Origin of the sequence: Bacillus cereus group sp. MYBK30-2 (genome assembly GCF_051915945.1) — a bacterium.
Lineage (GTDB): Bacteria > Bacillota > Bacilli > Bacillales > Bacillaceae_G > Bacillus_A > Bacillus_A paramycoides.
Window position 1 is genome coordinate 1,021,537 of the sequence record NZ_JBQAFR010000001.1, and the last position, 18,943, is coordinate 1,040,479.

Sequence of the window (18,943 nt, forward strand, 5' to 3'; positions counted from 1 at the left end):
AAGGTTCCTCCCTATACAAATAAAAGATGAGTGAAAATTCACTCATCTTTTATTATACTATTTTTTTGTAATATATGCCCATTTATAACTAAAGTCCCCACCGAACGTATGGTTAGCAATACCTTTTACATACGGCTTCTCTAAATAAGCTGTACTTTGTTGATACGTAGGAGAGATTGCAGCATCTTGACCAATTAAGATTTTTTCAGCTTCTGCAAGTGCTTTCCAGCGTGCTGCGTCATCCTTTAATAGTTCCCCTTTGGATTTCGCTACTAAATCATCATATTTCGGATTAGAATAAGCCATTTCATTGAATGAGCTTCCTGTAACGAACATATCAATGTACGTCATTGGATCTGGATAGTCTGGGCCCCATGCAGATAACGAGAATTCATATTGTAGCTTCTTCTCTAAATCTAGTTTTTGTTTATATGGTTGTTGTTTCAAATTCACTTTAATGCCCGGTAAATTTTTCTCTAACTCTTCTTTAATAAAATCGCTCACTTTTTTACGACTACCGTTATCATCATTTAGTAATTCTACTGTAATTGTATCTTGACCAAGTTCTTTTTTCGCTTCTTCCCACAATTTTTTTGCTTTTGCTGCATTATCTTTATTATCACGGAAATTTTTGTTTACAGAACGGAAGTCTTTTCCATCTGGTCCTGTCGTAAATTTTTCAGGTACTAAGAAGTATGCTGGCAATGAGCCATCATTTAAAATAACATCTGCAATTCCTTTTTTATCATATGCTAAATCAATTGCTTCACGAACTTTTTGATTTTTAAATGTTGCATTTTGTTGATTAAAGCGTAAGAAATACATACGTGGATCTAGCTTCGTTTTAAATTCATCTGGCTTACTCTTTTTATATTTATCAACAAATTCAGAACTTAGAATAACTCGATCTGCTTGATCACTATCATATAAATTTACTCCTGTGCTTGTTTCCTTTACAACACTTACATTTATTTCTTCTAACTTTACAGTATCTTTATCCCAATAATTAGGGTTTTTCTTTAACTGATAACTTTGTTCATGTTTCCATTCACTCATTGTAAATGGTCCATTGTACAATAGTTTATCTGCTTCTAATGCATATTTATCCCCTTGTTCCTTTACATACTTTTCATTTAAAGGGAAAAATGTTGGGAACGAAGTAAGTTCAAGGAAATACGGCGCTGGTTGTTCTAATTCCACCACTAACGTTTTATCATCCTTTGCTTTAACTCCTAATTGATCTAAAGGTAATTCCCCCTTATTTACTTTCTGTGCATTTTTCACATCAAATAAAATAAATGCATACTCAGCAGCTGTTGCTTTATCTAATGCACGTTGCCAAGCATATACAAAGTCTTGCGCTCGAACTGGCTCGCCATTAGACCACTTTGCATCTCGTAATTCAAATGTATATGTTGTTTTATCCTCACTAATCTTCACATCTTTTGCCATACCTGGCGTTGGCTTATTATCCTTATCTAAACGATATAATCCTTCCATTGCATTTACAAAGGCGCGGAAAGATACGGAATCCGTTGATTTTGACGTATCCATTGAAGGAATTTCTGCTGTTTCCAGTAAGTTTAAAACTTGCTTATCTGCTACTCCCTTACTTGCTTCTTTCTTCGTTGTAGATGCCTTCTCCCCATTTCCGCAACCTGCAACTAACACACTAGTCGATAATGCAACTGCAGCAATCGTTGTTACCTTTCTCTTCATTCTTCCTTCCCCCAATCTATATGTATAAATGAAAGCCTGTATAATATATACCATTATACAAAAGATTCTGATTATTTTAAATATTTATTTTTATAAACAGAAAAGAAGCAGTTAGAAATTGCTTTCCATCCGCTTCTTTTTGCACTGCTTTTACTTGTAATCCATCCTCTAAGTCAAATGGATTTTGAACCTTAAATATTTCTTCCATCATCTTCAAAAACTCTTCTTCACTTTTAGATTCACCGTTAATCGTAAGTGAGTATGGCTCAATTTCACTCAATTTATAATCAACAATAAATTGAATCGTAACTTTTTGTCTTGGCATCCCTGGGCTGTATCCTTGAAATTCTACTAGTTCCAGTCCTTCCGATCCGCGATAATATACCCACCCTGAATTTTGGAAATAACTTTCAAACGATTCACCAATCGAAAAGAACGGGTATTCATAAAGCGAGCTTGTACGTACTTTTTGTATAATGTCTCGATCCGTCGGAAAAAAGAAATGACTGAAAAAAATAGTTGCAATGGTCAAAATAGTAACGATTGTCGCCCCCATTTTACTCGTTCCACCACTATCACGAATAAGATACTCTTCAACCGATTCATCTTCAATTCCCCGTGCCTTAATACGATATATACGCCTTTCTGCAAATTGATAATATAATCCATTCGCAAAAATCCCCATGCCAAATACAATAAAAACGAGTAATAGAAATGTAAGGGGAACCATATTAATAACTGGCAACGCTACATTGAATCCCATATAATAAGAAAATGCATCACATGCTACTAATAACAATACAAATAAAGCAGCAGGTAAATAATACTTCCGATAACCAAGCCATCCTACATTAAAAATAGCTGCCCATCCATTCCAGCTCCACCTAGCAATTCGTTTATTTTCTAGCTCCCATTTTCTTTTATAATGTGGATAGTTTCTCCCTACATATACTTCTAACTCTCTGTCTATTAGCGAGCTTCCTTCACCTTGTTCATTATGCAAGTTTCGCTGACAATTTGCACAATTTAACTGATCATTAGTACAAGGTCGCCCACAATTTATACATTTCAAAACAATCCCTCTTTCCATCCATACTTCATTTTATAATGCCTTCATGCTTCAATAACCACTCTTTCCTCCATAAACCACCCGCATACCCAACAAGCTTTCCACTCTTTCCAATCACACGATGACATGGAACGATAATAGAAATTGGATTCCGACTATTTGCTCCTCCTATCGCTCGTACAGCTTTCGTATTCCCAACCTTCTCCGCAATATCTAAATATGAAGCACTTACGCCATATGGAACAGTATAAAGTGCATCCCATACATTCTTTTGAAATGTTGTTCCTTCAGCAGACAATGGAACTGTAAACTCTTTTCTTTTACCTTTAAAGTATTCATCTAATTCATCTATACATTGTTCAACAATTTCATTTTTAAGTTCTTCTTTTCTTTCTTCAACAAATATAACAGACGTAATTCCTTTCGTATTCGCTGTAATTTCCAGCAAGCCTAATTCATTTTCATAATAAGCCCGATACATACGTCATCCTCCAATTCTTTTCATATTTGTCATTGTAACACGGATTGACAAAATTTTGCGTATAAGCGTTTCACTAGGGAAACTACAAACAAAATGATAAAATGAAAGAAAATTCAAACAAAGGGGGATTCCAATGCTTTTTTCACCTTATACAATTAAAGGTGTTACGCTAAAAAACCGTATTGTTATGTCACCTATGTGTATGTATTCATCAGAAAATGAAGATGGACAGGTAACCAATTTTCACCTTGTTCATTATGGGACTCGAGCAGCTGGGCAAGTCGGCCTCGTTATGATTGAGGCAACGGCAGTTGTACCTGAAGGACGTATTTCTAATAAGGACCTCGGTATTTGGGATGATAGTCTTGTTGAAGGTTTACACAAAACCGTAACATTCATCCGTGATAACGGTGCAAAAGCTGCCATTCAACTCGCTCACGCCGGAAGAAAGGCTGAATTAGAAACGGATGCTTTAGCTCCTTCAGCAATTCCGTTTAACGATAGAATGAAAATACCAGTAGAAATGAATAAACAGCAAATTAAAGAAACTGTTTTAGCTTTTCAAAGAGCTGCTTTACGATCTAAAGAAGCTGGCTTTGACGTTATTGAATTACACGGTGCCCACGGTTATCTTATTAATGAATTTCTTTCTCCACTTTCCAATAAGCGAACCGATGAATATGGAGGTACACAAGAAAATCGCTATCGCTTCTTACGTGAAATCATTGATGCAGTAAATGAAGTTTGGACTGGGCCGTTGTTTGTTCGTATTTCTGCTAATGATTATCATCCTGAAGGTTTAACTGTTCAAGATTATGTTCAGTATACAAAATGGATGCAAGAACAAGGTGTTGATTTAATTGACTGTAGTTCAGGTGCAGTTGTCCCAGCACACATTGATGTTTATCCTGGGTATCAAGTACAATATGCCAAACATATTAAAGAACATACTAAGATTGCAACTGGTGCAGTTGGATTGATTACGACTGGGTCACAAGCGGAGCAAGTTTTAAATAAAAACGAAGCAGATTTAATCTTTATCGGACGTGAGTTACTTCGCAATCCGTATTTCCCAAGAATAGCCGCCAATGAACTTGGCTTTGAATTACAAGAACCGTATCAATACAAGCGAGCACCCGGGAAAATCCATACGAATAAATAAAACCGAGAATAATATGTAATACTGAATCTAAAGTAATTAAAGATATATAAGGTATACTACACGACGACGCATGTTGTTTAACAATGTAGTTTTAAGGTGTATCAACACTTTGCTTGATACACCTATTTTTTATGTTTTTTATCACTACTTTCAATTGTTTTGTTGGGTGTGAAACTCAAGCAATTTTAATCATCGCTTATAAATATGAACGCTGAGCTGGCCATGAACCTTGGAGTTTGCGAAGCTGTACAATTTGTCCTGTATGATAAGCATCGTGCAAAAGGATATTCAGATATTGTTGCCAAACTGGTAGAGATGGACTTGGTTGATCCAGTTCCGCTTCTTGAAGGGATGTTAATGAAGATTGTAAGGCATCATGTACTTGAAGTGTTCGCTTCACTGTTTGTTGCCAAGCATCATCATCATCATTAGGCCCACCTTGGACAAACGTGTCATCATTATTTTGTGGAGCAACAAATGTGTCATCTTGATGTAAGCGGGAAAGTAAGCGCTCTTTAAAGGTTAGTAAATGGTTTACATTTTCCCAAATCGTATTACTGGCCTTTCCTTCTGGTTGCCAACATGCTTGTGCAGCGGTAAGATTCTTTAACGCTTCTGATATCGGTGGATACCATTCTTCTTCGTAAAAAACTTGCTTGACTCCACTTTGCAATATTTCTTTTTTACTCATTAGTACAGCCTCCTTTTTTTGTGATTTTCCAAAAAAATACAAAATAACGAAAATATACACAGCCTTTATATCTGTGGAGCCCAATCGTTTTCAGATTTCACTCAAACAAATCTGAAAACAATGCTCGGTAAGATCGCTTCTAAATGGGCAGTATATCCTAATGACTTATTGGCATCAAAAACAATGGATATATGATAGTAGTGTATTTTTAAATGAAATAAAAAATTCTTATTAACCTAAAGCATGCGATAGTTTAATAAGATTCTAAAAATGTTGTTGTAGTAAATGAGGTCACTTGTAGTACAAAAATAGGATAGAAATAGCATATATCTCTTCTGCCTTTCTATCCTTCTTTTTTTGAATTTAAATTATAAATTGTCGTGTTAATTGTTAAACAACATGTATTTACTGTTAATTCAAGCCTCAAACTTTATTTCTTTGGTCTTTCAGTAAAAGTCATTCTTCTCGGTTTTATTTATTCTATCGTTGTAATTTCATTTGAATTATAAATATGGATACCCGACTCTTCACGTAACGCTGTTATATACATTCCCTTCGCTACGTCTTTCGCTGAGATTGGTTTATACTTTTTAAAAGCACCTTTAAATATAAACGGAATAATACGAGATAATTTCTCAGCCATTCTTTCTCCAAAACGAAATTCTTGTCGATTTCCTACTAATAATGAAGGCCTAAAAATATGAATACCACCAATAACTAGCTTTTGCAACTCCTCTTCCATCTTCCCCTTTACTTGCGAGTAAAAGAAAAATGATTTAGGATTTGCTCCCATTGATGAAATAACAAGGAAATTTTGCACACCTTGTTTTTCAGCTAAACAAGCAGCTCGTAACGTATATTCATAATCTACTTTTTTAAAATTCGCCTTCGATTTCGCTTTTTTAATCGTAGTTCCTAAACAACTAAATACATCATCTACCGCAAAAAACTCTTTATATTCCTCTAATACCGAAAAATCCACCTGTTTCTGCTGTAATTTCTCATGTTGCCATTTCAATGGTTCCCTTACAAAAATAGTAACCGAATCGTAGTAATCTGAGTCAAGTAATAGACGCGTTATTTCTTGTCCAACTAATCCACTTGCACCAAGTACTAACGCTGTTCGTTCATTCATATATATGCATACCTCTTTATTTACTTTTCTCTCCTTTTGCTGATAGTCGCTAATAGGAGTTTCCGTTTTATTATTTTATCATAAGTAAAGCACTATGCGTAAGCATAGTACTTTACTTACTCTTTTTTCTTTTCTTTTTCTTCCACTGGCAATTTCGTAATTGTTGTAGCATCCCCTAAATTACTTATTAGTCTTCTTAAAAAGATTAAAACAAAAGTTAATGGCAAAACAACCGCAAGTATTAAAAAGATAGCCTCCATAATGTATCCCAAGCGCTCATCCCCTTTTTTCTGCTCCCTCCCAATATATGAAAGTAACATTGTCATATATGCACCAATCATAAAAATTAATACCCTTCTTTTTGACAGATTTATAACAAAATCAAATCGTAATGATTATTATTTATTGCAACTTTCATAAAGATGTATTATACTAGGTTCGCAAACTAAAACGTAATTATTCCGTTTTGTGTTGAATCGATATTTTCTTCTTACATTTGGAGAAAATATAATTGTAAAAAAGAAAAGAGGAGAATTATATGCCTAAAAAATTAGCTATATTTTCATTTATACTTATTTTCACACTCATCTTTGCTGGATGTTCCAACAACAAAGATGGTGCGGCGAAAAAAGATGGGAAACTTTCTGTTTATACAACCATTTTCCCACTTGCTGACTTTGCAAAAAAAATCGGTGGTGATTATGTAAATGTAGAAGCAATTTACCCACCTGGTGCGGATTCTCATACATTTGAACCGAGTCAAAAACAGACTGTACAAGTTGCAAAAGCCGATTTATTCGTTTATAACGGCGCAGAATTAGAACCATTTGCCGAAAAAATGGAAAAATCATTAAAAAATGAAAACGTAAAAGTTGTAAATGCATCTAAAGATATCGAACTTCGTACTTCAACTGAAGAAGAGCAGCACGATCATGGAGACGGTCATAAAGAAGATGAACATCACCATGATAAAGATCCACACGTTTGGTTAGATCCTACTCTTGCGATGAAACAAGCAGAAAAAATTAAAAATGCACTTGTAGAATTACAACCTGAACATAAAAAAGAGTTCGAAAAAAACTTCGCAGCACTACAAACAAAATTTACTGATTTAGATGATCAATTTAAAGCCGTTGTTGCAAATGCAAAAACGAAAGAAATATTAGTTTCACATGCAGCTTATGGCTACTGGGAACAACGATACGGTCTAAAACAAATTCCAGTCGCTGGAATTTCAGCATCTGATGAACCATCTCAAAAACAGCTTGCTGACATTACAAAAACAGTAAAAGATCACGGTCTAAAATATATTTTATTTGAGACATTCTCTACTCCAAAAGTAGCATCAGTTATTCAAAAAGAAACAGGTACAAAAGTTTTACGCTTAAATCACCTTGCTACTATTTCTGAGGATGATGCGAAGAACAATAAAGATTACTTCACATTAATGGAAGAAAACGTAAATACTTTAAAAGAAGCAACAAACTAATCAACTATATTTTCTAGGAAGCTGAATATGTCATTCAGCTTCCTTTTTATGTATTTCCCCTTGACTTGACCGAAATAACAAGTAAAATTATCCATATTAGCTTTTAAGCTATAATAATTTAGAAGGTGAGTTGGAACTATGAACCTTCACATTTGTGAAGTAACAGCAAATAATTGGCGTTCAGTAGCTGCTTTAAGCGTAACAAAAGAACAGCAGCAATTTATTGAAAGCAATGCGTTTTCTTTAGCGGAATCATTATATGAAGAAAATGGAACGTCAGTAGGCTTATATGATGAAGAAACACTTGTTGGATATGCACTGTATGGATGGTATTGGAAAAAGCATGAAAGCGTATGGCTAGATCGTTTTATGATTGACCAACAATTTCAAGGAAAAGGATATGCAAAGCGTTTCCTTCGCCTTTTAATTCAGTTCTTACAACAAAAATTTGAATGTAAAATAATTTATTTAAGTTTACATCCGGACAACAAACTAGCAATGGGATTATACGAATCATTCGGTTTCCGCTTAAATGGGGATATTGATGACGAGGGCCCAGTTGTAGGTGTTGTAATGGAATTGCTTATAGATAAAAATACAAGCCTGTGAAAACAGGCTTTTTGTTATACATTTATCAATATAACATTTTCTATTTCTAGCTTCTTCCCCTTATATACTTCATTTTTACAATCTAATACTATCTCAACGAAGTGCTCATTCGATTGAATTAGATGAATCGCTTGATTTTTTAAACGGACAATTATTCCCTCTTCCTCATTTATAACATCTGAAAATAGACAACTAATAATATTCCGATCTTCATTTGTTAATTCTCCATATAATTTCACTGCAATAATTCCAGCGACACCCTTTTCCGCACTATTTGGATACATATATTTCTCCATATATTCTCTGCTCTTTTGATCCTTCATTTGTTGTAGAAAAAATTGAAACGGCATCCCCTTCATTGGCTGTATGTATGCATTTTTCCATGGCATGGTTTTCTTTAACAAATTAAAAAACCACCTGTATTGTAATGGCTCTGGTTTTGTAATTTCAATTCCACCTTCTCTCATTTTTTCATACACCTTATCTATATTTTCAACATCAATTGCCAGTCCGATTAGTCCTCTATGCCCATCATTATATTTCTGAACCCACTCTTGTACCCAACCGCCCCCATTTTTTGTTTTTACTCTTACTAATTCTAAATATTCTTTTCCAATCCATATGTTAGATACTTTAAATCCTTTCGTTCCCTTTCCCCATTTCGGAACATAAGGTAGCCCAATAGAATGCACATTTTTAATAATCTCCTTATTTTCTTGTATTTCTTTATTAACATTTACAACAAGATGATCAATTTTCATTTTCTTCCCCACCATATTTTTAGTTTTTTAATAGTTTCTCTAATTTATGAGTTAATCGAGGTTGCATCTCACATTGTTCATACATATTTTCGAAAATAAGTTTCATATATTCCGGTACATCATCCTTCGTTTTTTCCCCTTCTCTCTTTTCCTCATAAGTAGCTAGTATTTCTCTTTTCTGTTCATCTAAAGCTTCTAAAATCTCTTCTTTCATGCTCTCTTCTTCTGACAAGAATGTTAACGCTGTATACAGATGATTCGGAAACACAACTGAAGTTTTTTGAAATGATTCTTTAAGTAACTTTTTAAACTGTTGAATTCCTTATTCAGTTATACAATACATAGTTTTCGATCGTTTACCAGTCATTTCAATTGTTTTTATTTGAATTAATTCCTCATTTGCCATTTTTTTAACGCGTGATAAATAGAAGCCGGGAACACCTCCGCCCATTTACTACTTTGAACCATATGTAGCGCCTGCTGTATTTCATAACCAGAAAGCGAATCCCTTTTAGTAAGCAATCCAAGAATCATTAAACGCATCATTCCTCTTTCCTCTGGAAATACTAAAAATTCAGTATTTTCAGATTTATTTTAATATTAATTCCAATATTAGTAAATAAAAAAATAAACCTGCAATTTACGCAGGCTTACTTCACACACTCTTGGAAATGTTCTTGGAACCACTCTTTATTAATATCTTTTCCGATGAAAACTACTTCACTTACTCGTTTTTCATCCTCTTGCCACTCTCTATCATACGAAGCAGCAAACAATGTATGTACACCTTGGAAAACAATACGTTTATCTACTCCATCAATTGATAATATTCCTTTGTAACGATATAAATGCTCTCCTAGTTCTTGAACGACAGCTGACATCCACTCATTAAGTTTTTGTAAATCTAACGGACGTTCTTCACGTAATACAAATGATTTTACGCCTTCTAAATGATTATGTTCTTTATGTGGGTAAATTTGTAACGTATCTCTCGTTTTAAACGTTTGTATTTGTAGTAATGATGGAATATCCACCTCACAGTTAGTCGTCGGAATTAATTTCGCAGTTGGATTTATTCCTTGAAGTTCATGTAGAAGGTCTTCCTTCTCATTTTCCTCAATTAAATCTAATTTATTAACTAAAACTACATCAGCAAATGCAATTTGTTCTTTTGCTTCTAGTCCCTTTTCAAAATGTTTATGTATATGGTAACTATCTACCACCGTTACAACGCCGTTAATTTGGTATGCAGATTGAATTACTGGATCTAAAAAGAACGTTTGAATAATCGGACCTGGATTTGCAAGACCCGTCGTTTCAATTACTAAACCATCAAAATCCATTTTACCTTCTGCTTTTACGTCCAGTAATTGTTTTAACGCAACGAGTAAATCTTCACGCACAGTACAGCATAAACAACCGTTTGTCATTTCCATAATTTCTTCTTCAACATTCATAATCAACTGATTATCGATACCAATTTGCCCTATTTCATTTACAATCACCGCTAATTTTTTTCCGTGATGTTCTGATAAAATACGATTTAATAATGTCGTTTTCCCAGATCCAAGAAAACCAGTTAATATTGTTACTGGAATCATTTCATACCTCTCCTTATAGCTATATGTTTCTATATTATAGCATATAGAGAAAATCGTTTTTGTAGCAAAACATATTTATTGTATGTACAACCGGGTAACTATATAATAGTATTTAGCAAGAAAGCCTTTTCAAAAATATTATTATTCATCAAGGAGGTACTTATAATGGAACGAGTTCAAATGACCGAAACACTAGAATTTTCTCGTATTATTCAAGGATTTTGGCGTTTAGCAGAATGGAATATGACGAAACAAGAATTACTTTCTTTTATTGAAGCTTGTATGGATATGGGGATTACTACTTTTGATCACGCTGATATTTATGGTGGATATACATGTGAAGGATTGTTTGGAGAAGCGTTACAACTAAAGCCTTCCTTACGCGAAAACATGCAAATCATCACAAAATGTGGAATCGCTCCCCCATCACCGAAATTTCCAGAACGATATGTCGCTCACTACAATACGAGTGCAGAACATATTATAAAAAGCGCGGAGGATTCATTAAAAAACTTACATACAGATTATATTGATGTACTGCTCATTCATCGTCCCGATCCATTCATGGATCCAAATGAAGTGGCAGAAGCATTCTTACGCTTAAAACAAGAAGGAAAAGTTCGTCACTTCGGTGTTTCTAACTTTTTACCTTCTCAATTTAATATGTTAAGTTCGTATTTAGACTTCCCGCTTATTACAAATCAAATCGAAGTATCTGCGATGCAGCTTGAGCATTTTGAAAAAGGTACTATTGATTTATGCCAAGAAAAACGAATCAATCCAATGATTTGGTCACCTCTTGCTGGTGGTGAAATCTTTACTGGTCAAACTGAACGTGCTGTACGTTTACGTGAAACTTTACAAAAAATCGCTACTGAACTAGGCGTTGATAGCATTGATACTGTTATGTATGCATGGTTACTTGCTCATCCAGCAAAAATGATGCCAATTGTTGGCTCTGGCAAATTAGATCGAGTAAAAACGGCTGCAATGGCAACAAAAGTTAATTTAGATCGCCAACAATGGTTTACAATTTTCGAAAGCTCTAATGGACATCCTGTACCCTAATGCATACAAAAGAAGAGCTGTTACTTTACAGCTCTTCTTTTTCATATGTATTTCTCGTCATAGCGAACACACACATATCCCTTAATCCATTTCCCTCTACGGCGACACTCGCACTTTCTAAAATACCCTCTAATTTAAAGCCTAATTTCTCAGGTATCGCTCTACTCTTCTTATTTAGAGAATCGCATCGAATTTCTACACGGTTTGCTTTCAGTTCAACAAAAGCGTAATCCGTTATACCTGTTGCAGCCTCTACCATATAGCCCTTTCCACTAAACCTTGAATCAATCCAATACCCGATTTCAAATTGAGGTATATCCCAATTAATACGATGTAATCCGGCAGATGCAATAAATTCACCTGTTTCTTTCGAAAACACTAGTAATCTCAAATCCTCACGCTGCAAAAATTGAATATGCGATTTTCTAATACTCTCTTCTATTTCTTCCTCTGTTTGCTCTTTTTGTGCAAAAACCATCCAAGGCTTTAATTCTTTCATTGAAGCTTGAATCGCTTCATATACAACCTTACCATCACCTGGTTTTGGCATTCGAATAAAAAGCCTTTCAGTATTAAATTCAGTAGGAAAATCGAATAATAACGGATTCAATATAAACACTCCTTATAATTCTTTTATATATAATAATATCCATCTCAAGTTATACAGTAAAGAAATTTCTGAATTTTATACATTTTCCTCATTCACATCAACCGCCACACGAATTCCAGATTCAATCGCACCTTGAATCCATCCGTGATATAGTGTTGTATGGTCTCCAGCGAAATGTATTCTCCCCTCAGGTTTTACAATGGCTGGTTGTAATTCAGATTCTTGACCAGCTTGAAAAAGTGCAAACCCTCCCAGTGCATATGGATCTAATGTCCAACTTTTTGATATTCCAGACATGAACTCATCATATACTTGCCCACCTAATATTGTTGCTAAATTTTGTAGTGTGTAATAGATGCGATCACCTTTTGATAAACCATCCCATAGCAATGCATCGTATAACCACGTATAACTCCCAAGCATTATGGCTGGTCCTTTTGAACCGATGCCGTGACTTGGGTAATAGGCATAACGAATAGGAAGATCTGTTATAATTCTCCCCCCTAATTGCCCTTGGTCCTCCCAAAAACGACTTTTAAACTGAATTCCTATTTTTGTAGCTGGCATATAATGCAATTCACGAATTGCTTTCCATTTCGCATGAGATATAGAATCAAATGGATCTACTTCCACAAATCGCATTGTTGAAAAAGGGATTGTAACAATAACTATATCACCTGTTATGCTACTATATTCAAAAGTTTGCTCATTCCGATAGTAAGCTGTCACACCATTAGCTTGTTGATGTAGTTTCATTAATTTTTGGTTATATATAATATTTTCTTCTAATTGTGGTAAAAATGACTTTGGTAATCTATCGTTCCCATCTATTATTTCGCAAAATCCGCTTTCCTCTTGCATAATGTATAAAAAACGTAATGTCTCAATGAATGACCTTTCCAAAAAACCTTCTAAGTCTAATAGAACTCCTATCATTTCAATCGTTACCGGTGAAAAATACGTATTATATTGATAAGGATGATACTTTAAAAACTGCCCTGTAGAGTACTTCCCAAAATCCTTTTCTACAACGCCCCAATTTTTCTCTGGGTTTCTTTTAATAAAATTTATAATTGGTTGAACTGCTAACAATAATAATTCCTCAGAAGTTTTCCCTTCTTCATTCATCTCAACAGGATACCTTAAAATACTCGGGTCTTTTTCGTATTGTTTCAATGTCGTTTTCCGGCCATTGACATAAATAATATCTGTTTCATTTCTATTAATAAAAGGGCTCACCTGCAGCCCAAACTTTCTTATATATGCCATCGTTAATGTATGCGAATACGGAATTCTCATCGCCCCAACATCTAAGTATAATCCGGTATCTTCCATTCTGACTGTCTCAATTCGGCCTCCTACACGATTATTCGCTTCAAAAATCTTTACTTGATGCCCTGCGTCCTTCAGTAAAGATGCCGAAACTAATCCAGCCATACCGGCCCCAACTATAATAATTTGTTTCGGACGTGTTGTCTTTTGCAATCCCTTCTCTATTATCTTTACATCCGCCTGTGTATCAAACATTATATCTTTTTGCACAATCCCACCCCTTACTTCATAAAATGTGCATTAGTGGTTTAGTGCATTTTATTCATAAATCCCCTTAAACATAACACCATAGCAATTTGAAGATTCACTAAAAATACATATGGTGTAGCTCTCCCCCTTCTACGTGCTTCATACAATAAATATATATAGTAACTGTAGGGAAAGGGTGAATACACATGAAACGTACTTACGACTATCACGCAACAAAAAAACATTTAGAATTAAAGAAAGAGCAGCTTTGTAAAAAACTTACTAGCGCTAAACTTACTGAAGAAGAACGCAAGCAAATATATCTAGAAATTGATAACTACGAATATATTTTAAACTTAGTCGAAATGAATCATTATGAACGAGGGTTTTCTCGTTAAAAGCGGATAAAATATTATCCGCTTTTCCTTTTGAGCATTTCATTACGCATTTTTCGTAAGTAAATATATAATAGGATGTACATTAAGATTGAGAGGTATATTCTATGATCAAATTAAGTGTATTAGACCAATCACCTATTTCAGATGGTAGCACAGCAGTTGAAGCTTTTTCACATACAGTTACGCTTGCACAAGAAGTTGAAAAACTCGGATTTACACGTTTTTGGGTATCCGAGCACCATAATTCTGTAAGCTTAGCTGGTTCAAGTCCAGAAATACTTATTTCTCATATTGCAGCGAAAACGAATCGTATTAGAATTGGTTCTGGCGGTGTTATGTTGCCACATTATAGTTCATATAAAGTCGCCGAGAATTTCCGCGTTTTAGAAGCACTTTATCCAAACCGCATCGACCTTGGTATTGGTAGAGCACCTGGTGGTATGCCGATAGCAACTCGCGCTCTTCAAGAAGGGAAAATGGTCTCACTCGATCAATATCCAGAACAAATTAAAGCTGTCGCAATGTACTTACATGATAAAGTACCTGAAAACCATCACTATGCAAACTTAAAAGCTACTCCTATAATCCAAACATCAGCTGAAATGTGGATGCTCGGTTCTAGTGGAGAGAGTGCTAAAATTGCGGCGCACAATGGAGCTTCTTTTGCATTTGCACAATTTATTAATGGCTTCGGGGGTCCAGAAGTTATGAAGGCTTACCAGGAACAATTCCAGCCTTCATTTTTAGGGGATAAACCAAAATCAATCGTCGCTATTTTTGTTATTTGCGGAGAAACAAATGAAGAAGCGGAGAAGATTGCATCAAGCCTTGATTTATCGATTTTACTATTAGAACAAGGAAAACGGACTACTGGTACTCCGTCTATCGAAACTGCTCAAAATTATTCGTATAGTGCTTATGACCTATTCCGCATTAAAGAAAATCGCCAACGTATGATTGTCGGTGACCCATCATCTGTGAAAGAAAGAATATTAAACTTAAGCAAAGCATACAATACCGAAGAATTTATGATTGTCACAATCACCCATCAATTTGAAGACAAATTAAACTCTTATCGCTTATTGGCTAACGCTTTTAATTTATAATTTCAAAAGGGAGATACATCACATATGATGCATCTCCCTTTCTTACTACATATTGTTTTTGCTTCCTATATATTCAATAGCTTCTTTTAATAACTCATCAAAATTGTTAGGATAATCATGTTTTAAGTTAGGCACAACTTTATACTTATGTTCTATATCTTTATCCTTTAATAACTGTACAAATTGCTGCGTGACTTCATAACAATCTTCATCTTGATCGCCACATATTATATATCCCTTTATACCTTTATCCTGTAACATCCCCAGCAACTCATTCCATTCTTCAATCTCTGGAAGCCACGGTGCCATAAAAATAAAACCATCCACATTTATATCTTTTTGTAAAATAGTATATAAAGCTACTCTTGCTCCAGCAGAAAAGCCACCAATTACTACATTTTCTACTGTATGATTTTCTATAAACTTATCGTAATGCTCTTTTAATTCTTCTTTCCCTCTACCTATATCATCCCAAACAAACCCATCTGAAAACTGAATTTGCGAAGACTGTGGTAAAGCTAACGTATAATCTTGTGTCAAAACTGATTTCCAATATGGTTCTATTATTTGTATATTTTCTTGATCACCATGCATTGTAAGTAGTAGATTTCCCTTTTTCTTGCCGTAAATATATTTCACGTCTGCTCGTTCTGTTTTCTTTGCTAATTCTTCTCTTTCTTTACATAATTGAACCATTTTATGAAACTCTTCAAATTTATGTAGTGGTTTTAAATCGTCGTCGGAAATTAAATACTCATTTCCATACCAAAATCCATTGTCCATAATAGCTTCCTTCATTAAATGTAACGCTTCTTCTTCAAGTCCTGCTGCACTTGCAAGCGCATATTTAAAATTATATATTTGTGCCTCATTCCCCACTACACCTTTAGCATGTTCCATTATATAAGTGTACGCTTCAAAACTTCCTTTATTTGCATAACAATCTAACGTTTCATTTAACAACTTAATATACGTCATGTTATTTTTCATATTGTAGTTCCCCCGTAACCTTTTTACTTATTTCTCGAACTATTAAACCATTCTGTGGTCACGGTATATTCTATAACTTAACAATACCCGATTCTCAGAATGATATTTACTAACTAATGTATGTATACGCATAATACATCACTTCTTTCTATCTACTAGTTTTAGTATAAAGATAAATAGACTGAAAAATCAATATTTTAATAGCCAAAAAAAGACAACAATATATTTATTGTTGTTTTCATCACATCTACCCACTATTCTTTTTTTTCTTATCTGGTTTACTTGAAACTAAATAATGTTTTTCTGAAATATATAAGTTTCTTTTTAATATACGATTTAAGTAAGGTCCTAGTTTCATTCCGCATACGAGGCGATCTTCGCTATTTTCAACAATTGGGAACATTTCCTTTTCAGTTACATATTGATCTACTGCCTTTTGTACGACATCAATTTCTTTAACTAGTTTTAAATTTTCTTCTGTATGTTCAAATACTTCAAGCGTTTCCTTCGTAATAAGAAAAAGATTTGTTGGAAATGCAGGTAAATAGGGCTTTAACAAATCATAATTTACAGTGTAATCATCATTTACTAAGACTGTATAAACGATATTAGCATTCGTTTCTAGAAACTTAGCCATCGCTTGCTCTAATTCGTCTTTCGTAATTTCCCTCTCTTCTTTTCCAGTTCTGAAAAAGCGAAACATCGCATCGCCTCCTTTTTACTATATTATAGCATAAAAGAAAACTAAAAAATTATAAAAAACTCTATTGAAAGAATTTTTCAATAGAGTTTTTTAATCCATTTTTTATTTTAAGAATGCACTTAACATCCATACATGTTGTTCTAATGTCGTATGAATTGCTAATAACATATCAGCCGATGTTTCATCACCAGCTTCATCAGCTACTTCCATACCTTCTTTTAACTCTTGAATGAGTGCAGAAAAATCGTTTACTAAAGCTTGTACCATTTCTTCTGCAGACTCCTTGCTTGTTCCCTCGCTCACAGTTGAAGTTGCTAGATACTCTTTCATTGTCGCTAACGGTTTTCCTTCTAACGCTAAAATACGTTCTGCTAACTCATCAATATATGTTCCAGCCTCATTATAAAATTCTTCAAATTTCTCATGTAATGTAAAGAAGTGTGGTCCTGTCACATACCAATGATAATTATGCAATTTCACATATAACACATTCCAGTTTGCTACCTGCTTGTTTAATACTTCAACAACATTTGTTTTCGTACTCATACAATCCACTCCTCTTATCATTTTATAATTATTATCTTTTAATAATCCAATTACATTCTACCATACATTTCCTATTCTCTCGAATGAACAGCTTATATGTAACAAAGTTTTAACACCTTTAATATTTCCCTAATATCATATAATTCATGTATTCTTTCAACTACTTCATATGTCTAATCGTCCAAGCTTACACATATGCATAATAGTAAGTCAAGCTCATCATAGAAGAAAGAGGGATAACATGGACAATCAACAATGGCAAATAGCAAAGAAAGTCGCTGCTACTTATATCGGAACTGTCGTTGGAGCTGGATTTGCTACTGGGCGAGAAATTGTTGAATTTTTTACAGTTAACGGATTGTACGGGACAATTGGCATATGTATAAGTGGATTTTTTTTTATTTGGCTCGGCACTAAGATGATGTTACTCTCATCACAAATCGGGGCATTCTCAGCTCAAGAATTCAACAAATACTTATTTGGGGATGTATTTGGAAATGTCGTAAACACATTATTATTACTCGTATTATTTGGTGTAACGAGCGTTATGTTATCAGGGGCCGGAGCAGTATTTGAAGAACAACTCCGCCTTCCGAGACAACTTGGCATTTTCATCACAGTCATCGCCTGTCTCATTATTGGGAGCCGAGGATTACAAGGTGTTTTTGAAGTAAATACGCTCGTTGTACCTATTATGATGATCTTTATTATCGGACTCGCCATTACAACTTTTATTCATGATTCAACTCCTATTAGTAACACCGTTCCTACAGAAAGTTGGAATATGAAATGGATTACTAGCCCAATTACATATGTCGCATTAAATCTTTCTCTCGCCCAAAGTGTTCTCGTACCATTGGCCAGTGAAGTAAAAGATCGAAAAGCTATTTTATGGGGTGGTATTTTAGGAGGCGCGGGGCTTTGCTTTATTTTATTATGTAGCCACTTAGCAATATTATCAGTTGAACAATTTTATCAATACAACATCCCAATGGCTGAAGTTGTAAGAAGGTTTAATGCAACTTTCCACTTTTTCTTTGTTCTTATCATTTTTGGTGAAGTGTTCACAACATTAGTTGGGAATATATTCGGAATGACAAAACAAATGCAATCCATTACCGGATGGAAAAGCAACCATATTATTTACTTCATATTACTAATTAGTTATTGCTTTAGTTACATCGGTTATAGTGAGCTTCTTCATATTTTATATCCTATTATCGGTTGGGTGAGCATCATTCTACTACCGATTATTGCTTGTAAACAACTTCAAAAAACATGAAA

Annotated in this window: 20 protein-coding genes and 1 pseudogene; 7 read left to right on the plus strand and 14 right to left on the minus strand. The window is 34.4% G+C overall.

All coding sequences use genetic code 11. The features are described from left to right. Positions 1-57: 57 nt before the first annotated feature. The 3 genes from ACTFQM_RS05305 to ACTFQM_RS05315 form a co-directional block, all read right to left on the minus strand. Positions 58-1,719 (minus strand): ABC transporter substrate-binding protein, encoded by a 1,662-nt coding sequence (locus ACTFQM_RS05305; RefSeq protein WP_440033666.1) that lies wholly within the window; start codon positions 1,717-1,719, stop codon positions 58-60. A 76-nt stretch (positions 1,720-1,795) separates the two neighbouring features. Next, positions 1,796-2,791, minus strand: coding sequence for a DUF2628 domain-containing protein (locus ACTFQM_RS05310; protein WP_265620660.1), 996 nt, complete (start codon positions 2,789-2,791; stop codon positions 1,796-1,798). 25 nt (positions 2,792-2,816) lie between these two features. Continuing rightward, a complete protein-coding gene (locus tag ACTFQM_RS05315) occupies positions 2,817-3,269 on the minus strand; it encodes a methylated-DNA--[protein]-cysteine S-methyltransferase (RefSeq protein ID WP_002171519.1) in 453 nt (150 codons plus the stop codon). A 133-nt stretch (positions 3,270-3,402) separates the two neighbouring features. Between ACTFQM_RS05315 and namA the strand changes: the two genes are divergently transcribed. Next, entirely contained in the window at positions 3,403-4,431 is a 1,029-nt protein-coding gene (namA, locus tag ACTFQM_RS05320) for an NADPH dehydrogenase NamA (protein WP_440033667.1), read from the plus strand. A 196-nt stretch (positions 4,432-4,627) separates the two neighbouring features. Here namA and ACTFQM_RS05325 read toward each other — a convergent pair whose 3' ends face one another. The 3 genes from ACTFQM_RS05325 to ACTFQM_RS05335 all read right to left on the minus strand — a co-directional run bounded on the left by ACTFQM_RS05325 (position 4,628) and on the right by ACTFQM_RS05335 (position 6,598). Next, positions 4,628-5,122: a DinB family protein gene (locus ACTFQM_RS05325; protein WP_440033668.1), complete on the minus strand. Its 495-nt coding sequence runs from the start codon at positions 5,120-5,122 to the stop codon at positions 4,628-4,630. A gap of 475 nt (positions 5,123-5,597) precedes the next feature. Then, positions 5,598-6,257: an oxidoreductase gene (locus ACTFQM_RS05330; protein WP_002171516.1), complete on the minus strand. Its 660-nt coding sequence runs from the start codon at positions 6,255-6,257 to the stop codon at positions 5,598-5,600. Between the two features lie 116 nt (positions 6,258-6,373). Further along, the gene (locus ACTFQM_RS05335) at positions 6,374-6,598 is read right to left on the minus strand and encodes a hypothetical protein (protein WP_025149950.1); all 225 of its coding nucleotides are present in this window, start codon (positions 6,596-6,598) and stop codon (positions 6,374-6,376) included. 197 nt (positions 6,599-6,795) lie between these two features. Here ACTFQM_RS05335 and ACTFQM_RS05340 point away from each other — a divergent pair, with 197 nt between their 5' ends. Together ACTFQM_RS05340 and ACTFQM_RS05345 are read left to right on the plus strand one after the other, a co-directional pair. After that, on the plus strand, positions 6,796-7,746 hold the full coding sequence (locus tag ACTFQM_RS05340) for a metal ABC transporter substrate-binding protein (protein ID WP_071720347.1): 951 nt from the start codon (positions 6,796-6,798) through the stop codon (positions 7,744-7,746). Positions 7,747-7,884: 138 nt separating this feature from the next. Further along, positions 7,885-8,355 (plus strand): GNAT family N-acetyltransferase, encoded by a 471-nt coding sequence (locus tag ACTFQM_RS05345; RefSeq protein WP_400527699.1) that lies wholly within the window; start codon positions 7,885-7,887, stop codon positions 8,353-8,355. Between the two features lie 14 nt (positions 8,356-8,369). On the opposite strand, the gene ACTFQM_RS05350 is transcribed toward ACTFQM_RS05345, so the two are convergent. The 3 genes and pseudogenes from ACTFQM_RS05350 to ACTFQM_RS05360 form a co-directional block, all read right to left on the minus strand. Next, the gene (locus ACTFQM_RS05350) at positions 8,370-9,116 is read right to left on the minus strand and encodes a VOC family protein (RefSeq protein ID WP_440033669.1); all 747 of its coding nucleotides are present in this window, start codon (positions 9,114-9,116) and stop codon (positions 8,370-8,372) included. Positions 9,117-9,135: 19 nt separating this feature from the next. Continuing rightward, a pseudogene (locus ACTFQM_RS05355) lies at positions 9,136-9,659 on the minus strand (PadR family transcriptional regulator). A 107-nt stretch (positions 9,660-9,766) separates the two neighbouring features. After that, positions 9,767-10,717 (minus strand): CobW family GTP-binding protein, encoded by a 951-nt coding sequence (locus ACTFQM_RS05360; RefSeq protein WP_002171510.1) that lies wholly within the window; start codon positions 10,715-10,717, stop codon positions 9,767-9,769. Positions 10,718-10,882: 165 nt separating this feature from the next. On the opposite strand from ACTFQM_RS05360, the gene ACTFQM_RS05365 reads away from it, so the two are divergent. After that, complete coding sequence (locus ACTFQM_RS05365) at positions 10,883-11,785, plus strand: aldo/keto reductase (protein ID WP_048372655.1); 903 nt, start codon at positions 10,883-10,885, stop codon at positions 11,783-11,785. A gap of 25 nt (positions 11,786-11,810) precedes the next feature. On the opposite strand, the gene ACTFQM_RS05370 is transcribed toward ACTFQM_RS05365, so the two are convergent. Both ACTFQM_RS05370 and ACTFQM_RS05375 read right to left on the minus strand, forming a co-directional pair. Beyond that, entirely contained in the window at positions 11,811-12,395 is a 585-nt protein-coding gene (locus ACTFQM_RS05370) for a GNAT family N-acetyltransferase (protein ID WP_328044620.1), read from the minus strand. Between the two features lie 75 nt (positions 12,396-12,470). Next, positions 12,471-13,937: a flavin monoamine oxidase family protein gene (locus ACTFQM_RS05375; RefSeq protein WP_440033670.1), complete on the minus strand. Its 1,467-nt coding sequence runs from the start codon at positions 13,935-13,937 to the stop codon at positions 12,471-12,473. Positions 13,938-14,122: 185 nt separating this feature from the next. Between ACTFQM_RS05375 and ACTFQM_RS05380 the strand changes: the two genes are divergently transcribed. Together ACTFQM_RS05380 and ACTFQM_RS05385 are read left to right on the plus strand one after the other, a co-directional pair. Next, positions 14,123-14,314: a DUF3896 family protein gene (locus tag ACTFQM_RS05380; RefSeq protein ID WP_440033671.1), complete on the plus strand. Its 192-nt coding sequence runs from the start codon at positions 14,123-14,125 to the stop codon at positions 14,312-14,314. A 104-nt stretch (positions 14,315-14,418) separates the two neighbouring features. Continuing rightward, positions 14,419-15,420: an LLM class flavin-dependent oxidoreductase gene (locus ACTFQM_RS05385; RefSeq protein ID WP_440033672.1), complete on the plus strand. Its 1,002-nt coding sequence runs from the start codon at positions 14,419-14,421 to the stop codon at positions 15,418-15,420. Positions 15,421-15,465: 45 nt separating this feature from the next. On the opposite strand, the gene ACTFQM_RS05390 is transcribed toward ACTFQM_RS05385, so the two are convergent. From ACTFQM_RS05390 to ACTFQM_RS05400, 3 genes are all read right to left on the minus strand, one after another. Beyond that, complete coding sequence (locus tag ACTFQM_RS05390; RefSeq protein WP_440033673.1) at positions 15,466-16,410, minus strand: alpha/beta hydrolase; 945 nt, start codon at positions 16,408-16,410, stop codon at positions 15,466-15,468. Positions 16,411-16,657: 247 nt separating this feature from the next. Further along, on the minus strand, positions 16,658-17,113 hold the full coding sequence (locus ACTFQM_RS05395; RefSeq protein ID WP_002171503.1) for a DUF3939 domain-containing protein: 456 nt from the start codon (positions 17,111-17,113) through the stop codon (positions 16,658-16,660). Positions 17,114-17,215: 102 nt separating this feature from the next. Further along, a complete protein-coding gene (locus tag ACTFQM_RS05400) occupies positions 17,216-17,659 on the minus strand; it encodes a Dps family protein (RefSeq protein WP_002171502.1) in 444 nt (147 codons plus the stop codon). 241 nt (positions 17,660-17,900) lie between these two features. Between ACTFQM_RS05400 and ACTFQM_RS05405 the strand changes: the two genes are divergently transcribed. Further along, entirely contained in the window at positions 17,901-18,941 is a 1,041-nt protein-coding gene (locus ACTFQM_RS05405; protein ID WP_440033674.1) for a YkvI family membrane protein, read from the plus strand. Positions 18,942-18,943 lie beyond the last annotated feature (2 nt).

Coding starts and splice junctions, on each gene's coding strand:
- ACTFQM_RS05315 (WP_002171519.1), bottom strand. CDS start 3,269: ATGTATCGGGCTTATTATGAAAATGAATTAGGCTTGCTGGAAATTACA.
- ACTFQM_RS05360 (WP_002171510.1), bottom strand. CDS start 10,717: ATGATTCCAGTAACAATATTAACTGGTTTTCTTGGATCTGGGAAAACG.
- ACTFQM_RS05395 (WP_002171503.1), bottom strand. CDS start 17,113: ATGTTTCGCTTTTTCAGAACTGGAAAAGAAGAGAGGGAAATTACGAAA.
- namA (WP_440033667.1), top strand. CDS start 3,403: ATGCTTTTTTCACCTTATACAATTAAAGGTGTTACGCTAAAAAACCGT.
- ACTFQM_RS05350 (WP_440033669.1), bottom strand. CDS start 9,116: ATGAAAATTGATCATCTTGTTGTAAATGTTAATAAAGAAATACAAGAA.
- ACTFQM_RS05340 (WP_071720347.1), top strand. CDS start 6,796: ATGCCTAAAAAATTAGCTATATTTTCATTTATACTTATTTTCACACTC.
- ACTFQM_RS05330 (WP_002171516.1), bottom strand. CDS start 6,257: ATGAATGAACGAACAGCGTTAGTACTTGGTGCAAGTGGATTAGTTGGA.
- ACTFQM_RS05380 (WP_440033671.1), top strand. CDS start 14,123: ATGAAACGTACTTACGACTATCACGCAACAAAAAAACATTTAGAATTA.
- ACTFQM_RS05335 (WP_025149950.1), bottom strand. CDS start 6,598: ATGATTGGTGCATATATGACAATGTTACTTTCATATATTGGGAGGGAG.
- ACTFQM_RS05345 (WP_400527699.1), top strand. CDS start 7,885: ATGAACCTTCACATTTGTGAAGTAACAGCAAATAATTGGCGTTCAGTA.
- ACTFQM_RS05305 (WP_440033666.1), bottom strand. CDS start 1,719: ATGAAGAGAAAGGTAACAACGATTGCTGCAGTTGCATTATCGACTAGT.
- ACTFQM_RS05385 (WP_440033672.1), top strand. CDS start 14,419: ATGATCAAATTAAGTGTATTAGACCAATCACCTATTTCAGATGGTAGC.
- ACTFQM_RS05365 (WP_048372655.1), top strand. CDS start 10,883: ATGGAACGAGTTCAAATGACCGAAACACTAGAATTTTCTCGTATTATT.
- ACTFQM_RS05405 (WP_440033674.1), top strand. CDS start 17,901: ATGGACAATCAACAATGGCAAATAGCAAAGAAAGTCGCTGCTACTTAT.
- ACTFQM_RS05390 (WP_440033673.1), bottom strand. CDS start 16,410: ATGAAAAATAACATGACGTATATTAAGTTGTTAAATGAAACGTTAGAT.
- ACTFQM_RS05400 (WP_002171502.1), bottom strand. CDS start 17,659: ATGAGTACGAAAACAAATGTTGTTGAAGTATTAAACAAGCAGGTAGCA.
- ACTFQM_RS05325 (WP_440033668.1), bottom strand. CDS start 5,122: ATGAGTAAAAAAGAAATATTGCAAAGTGGAGTCAAGCAAGTTTTTTAC.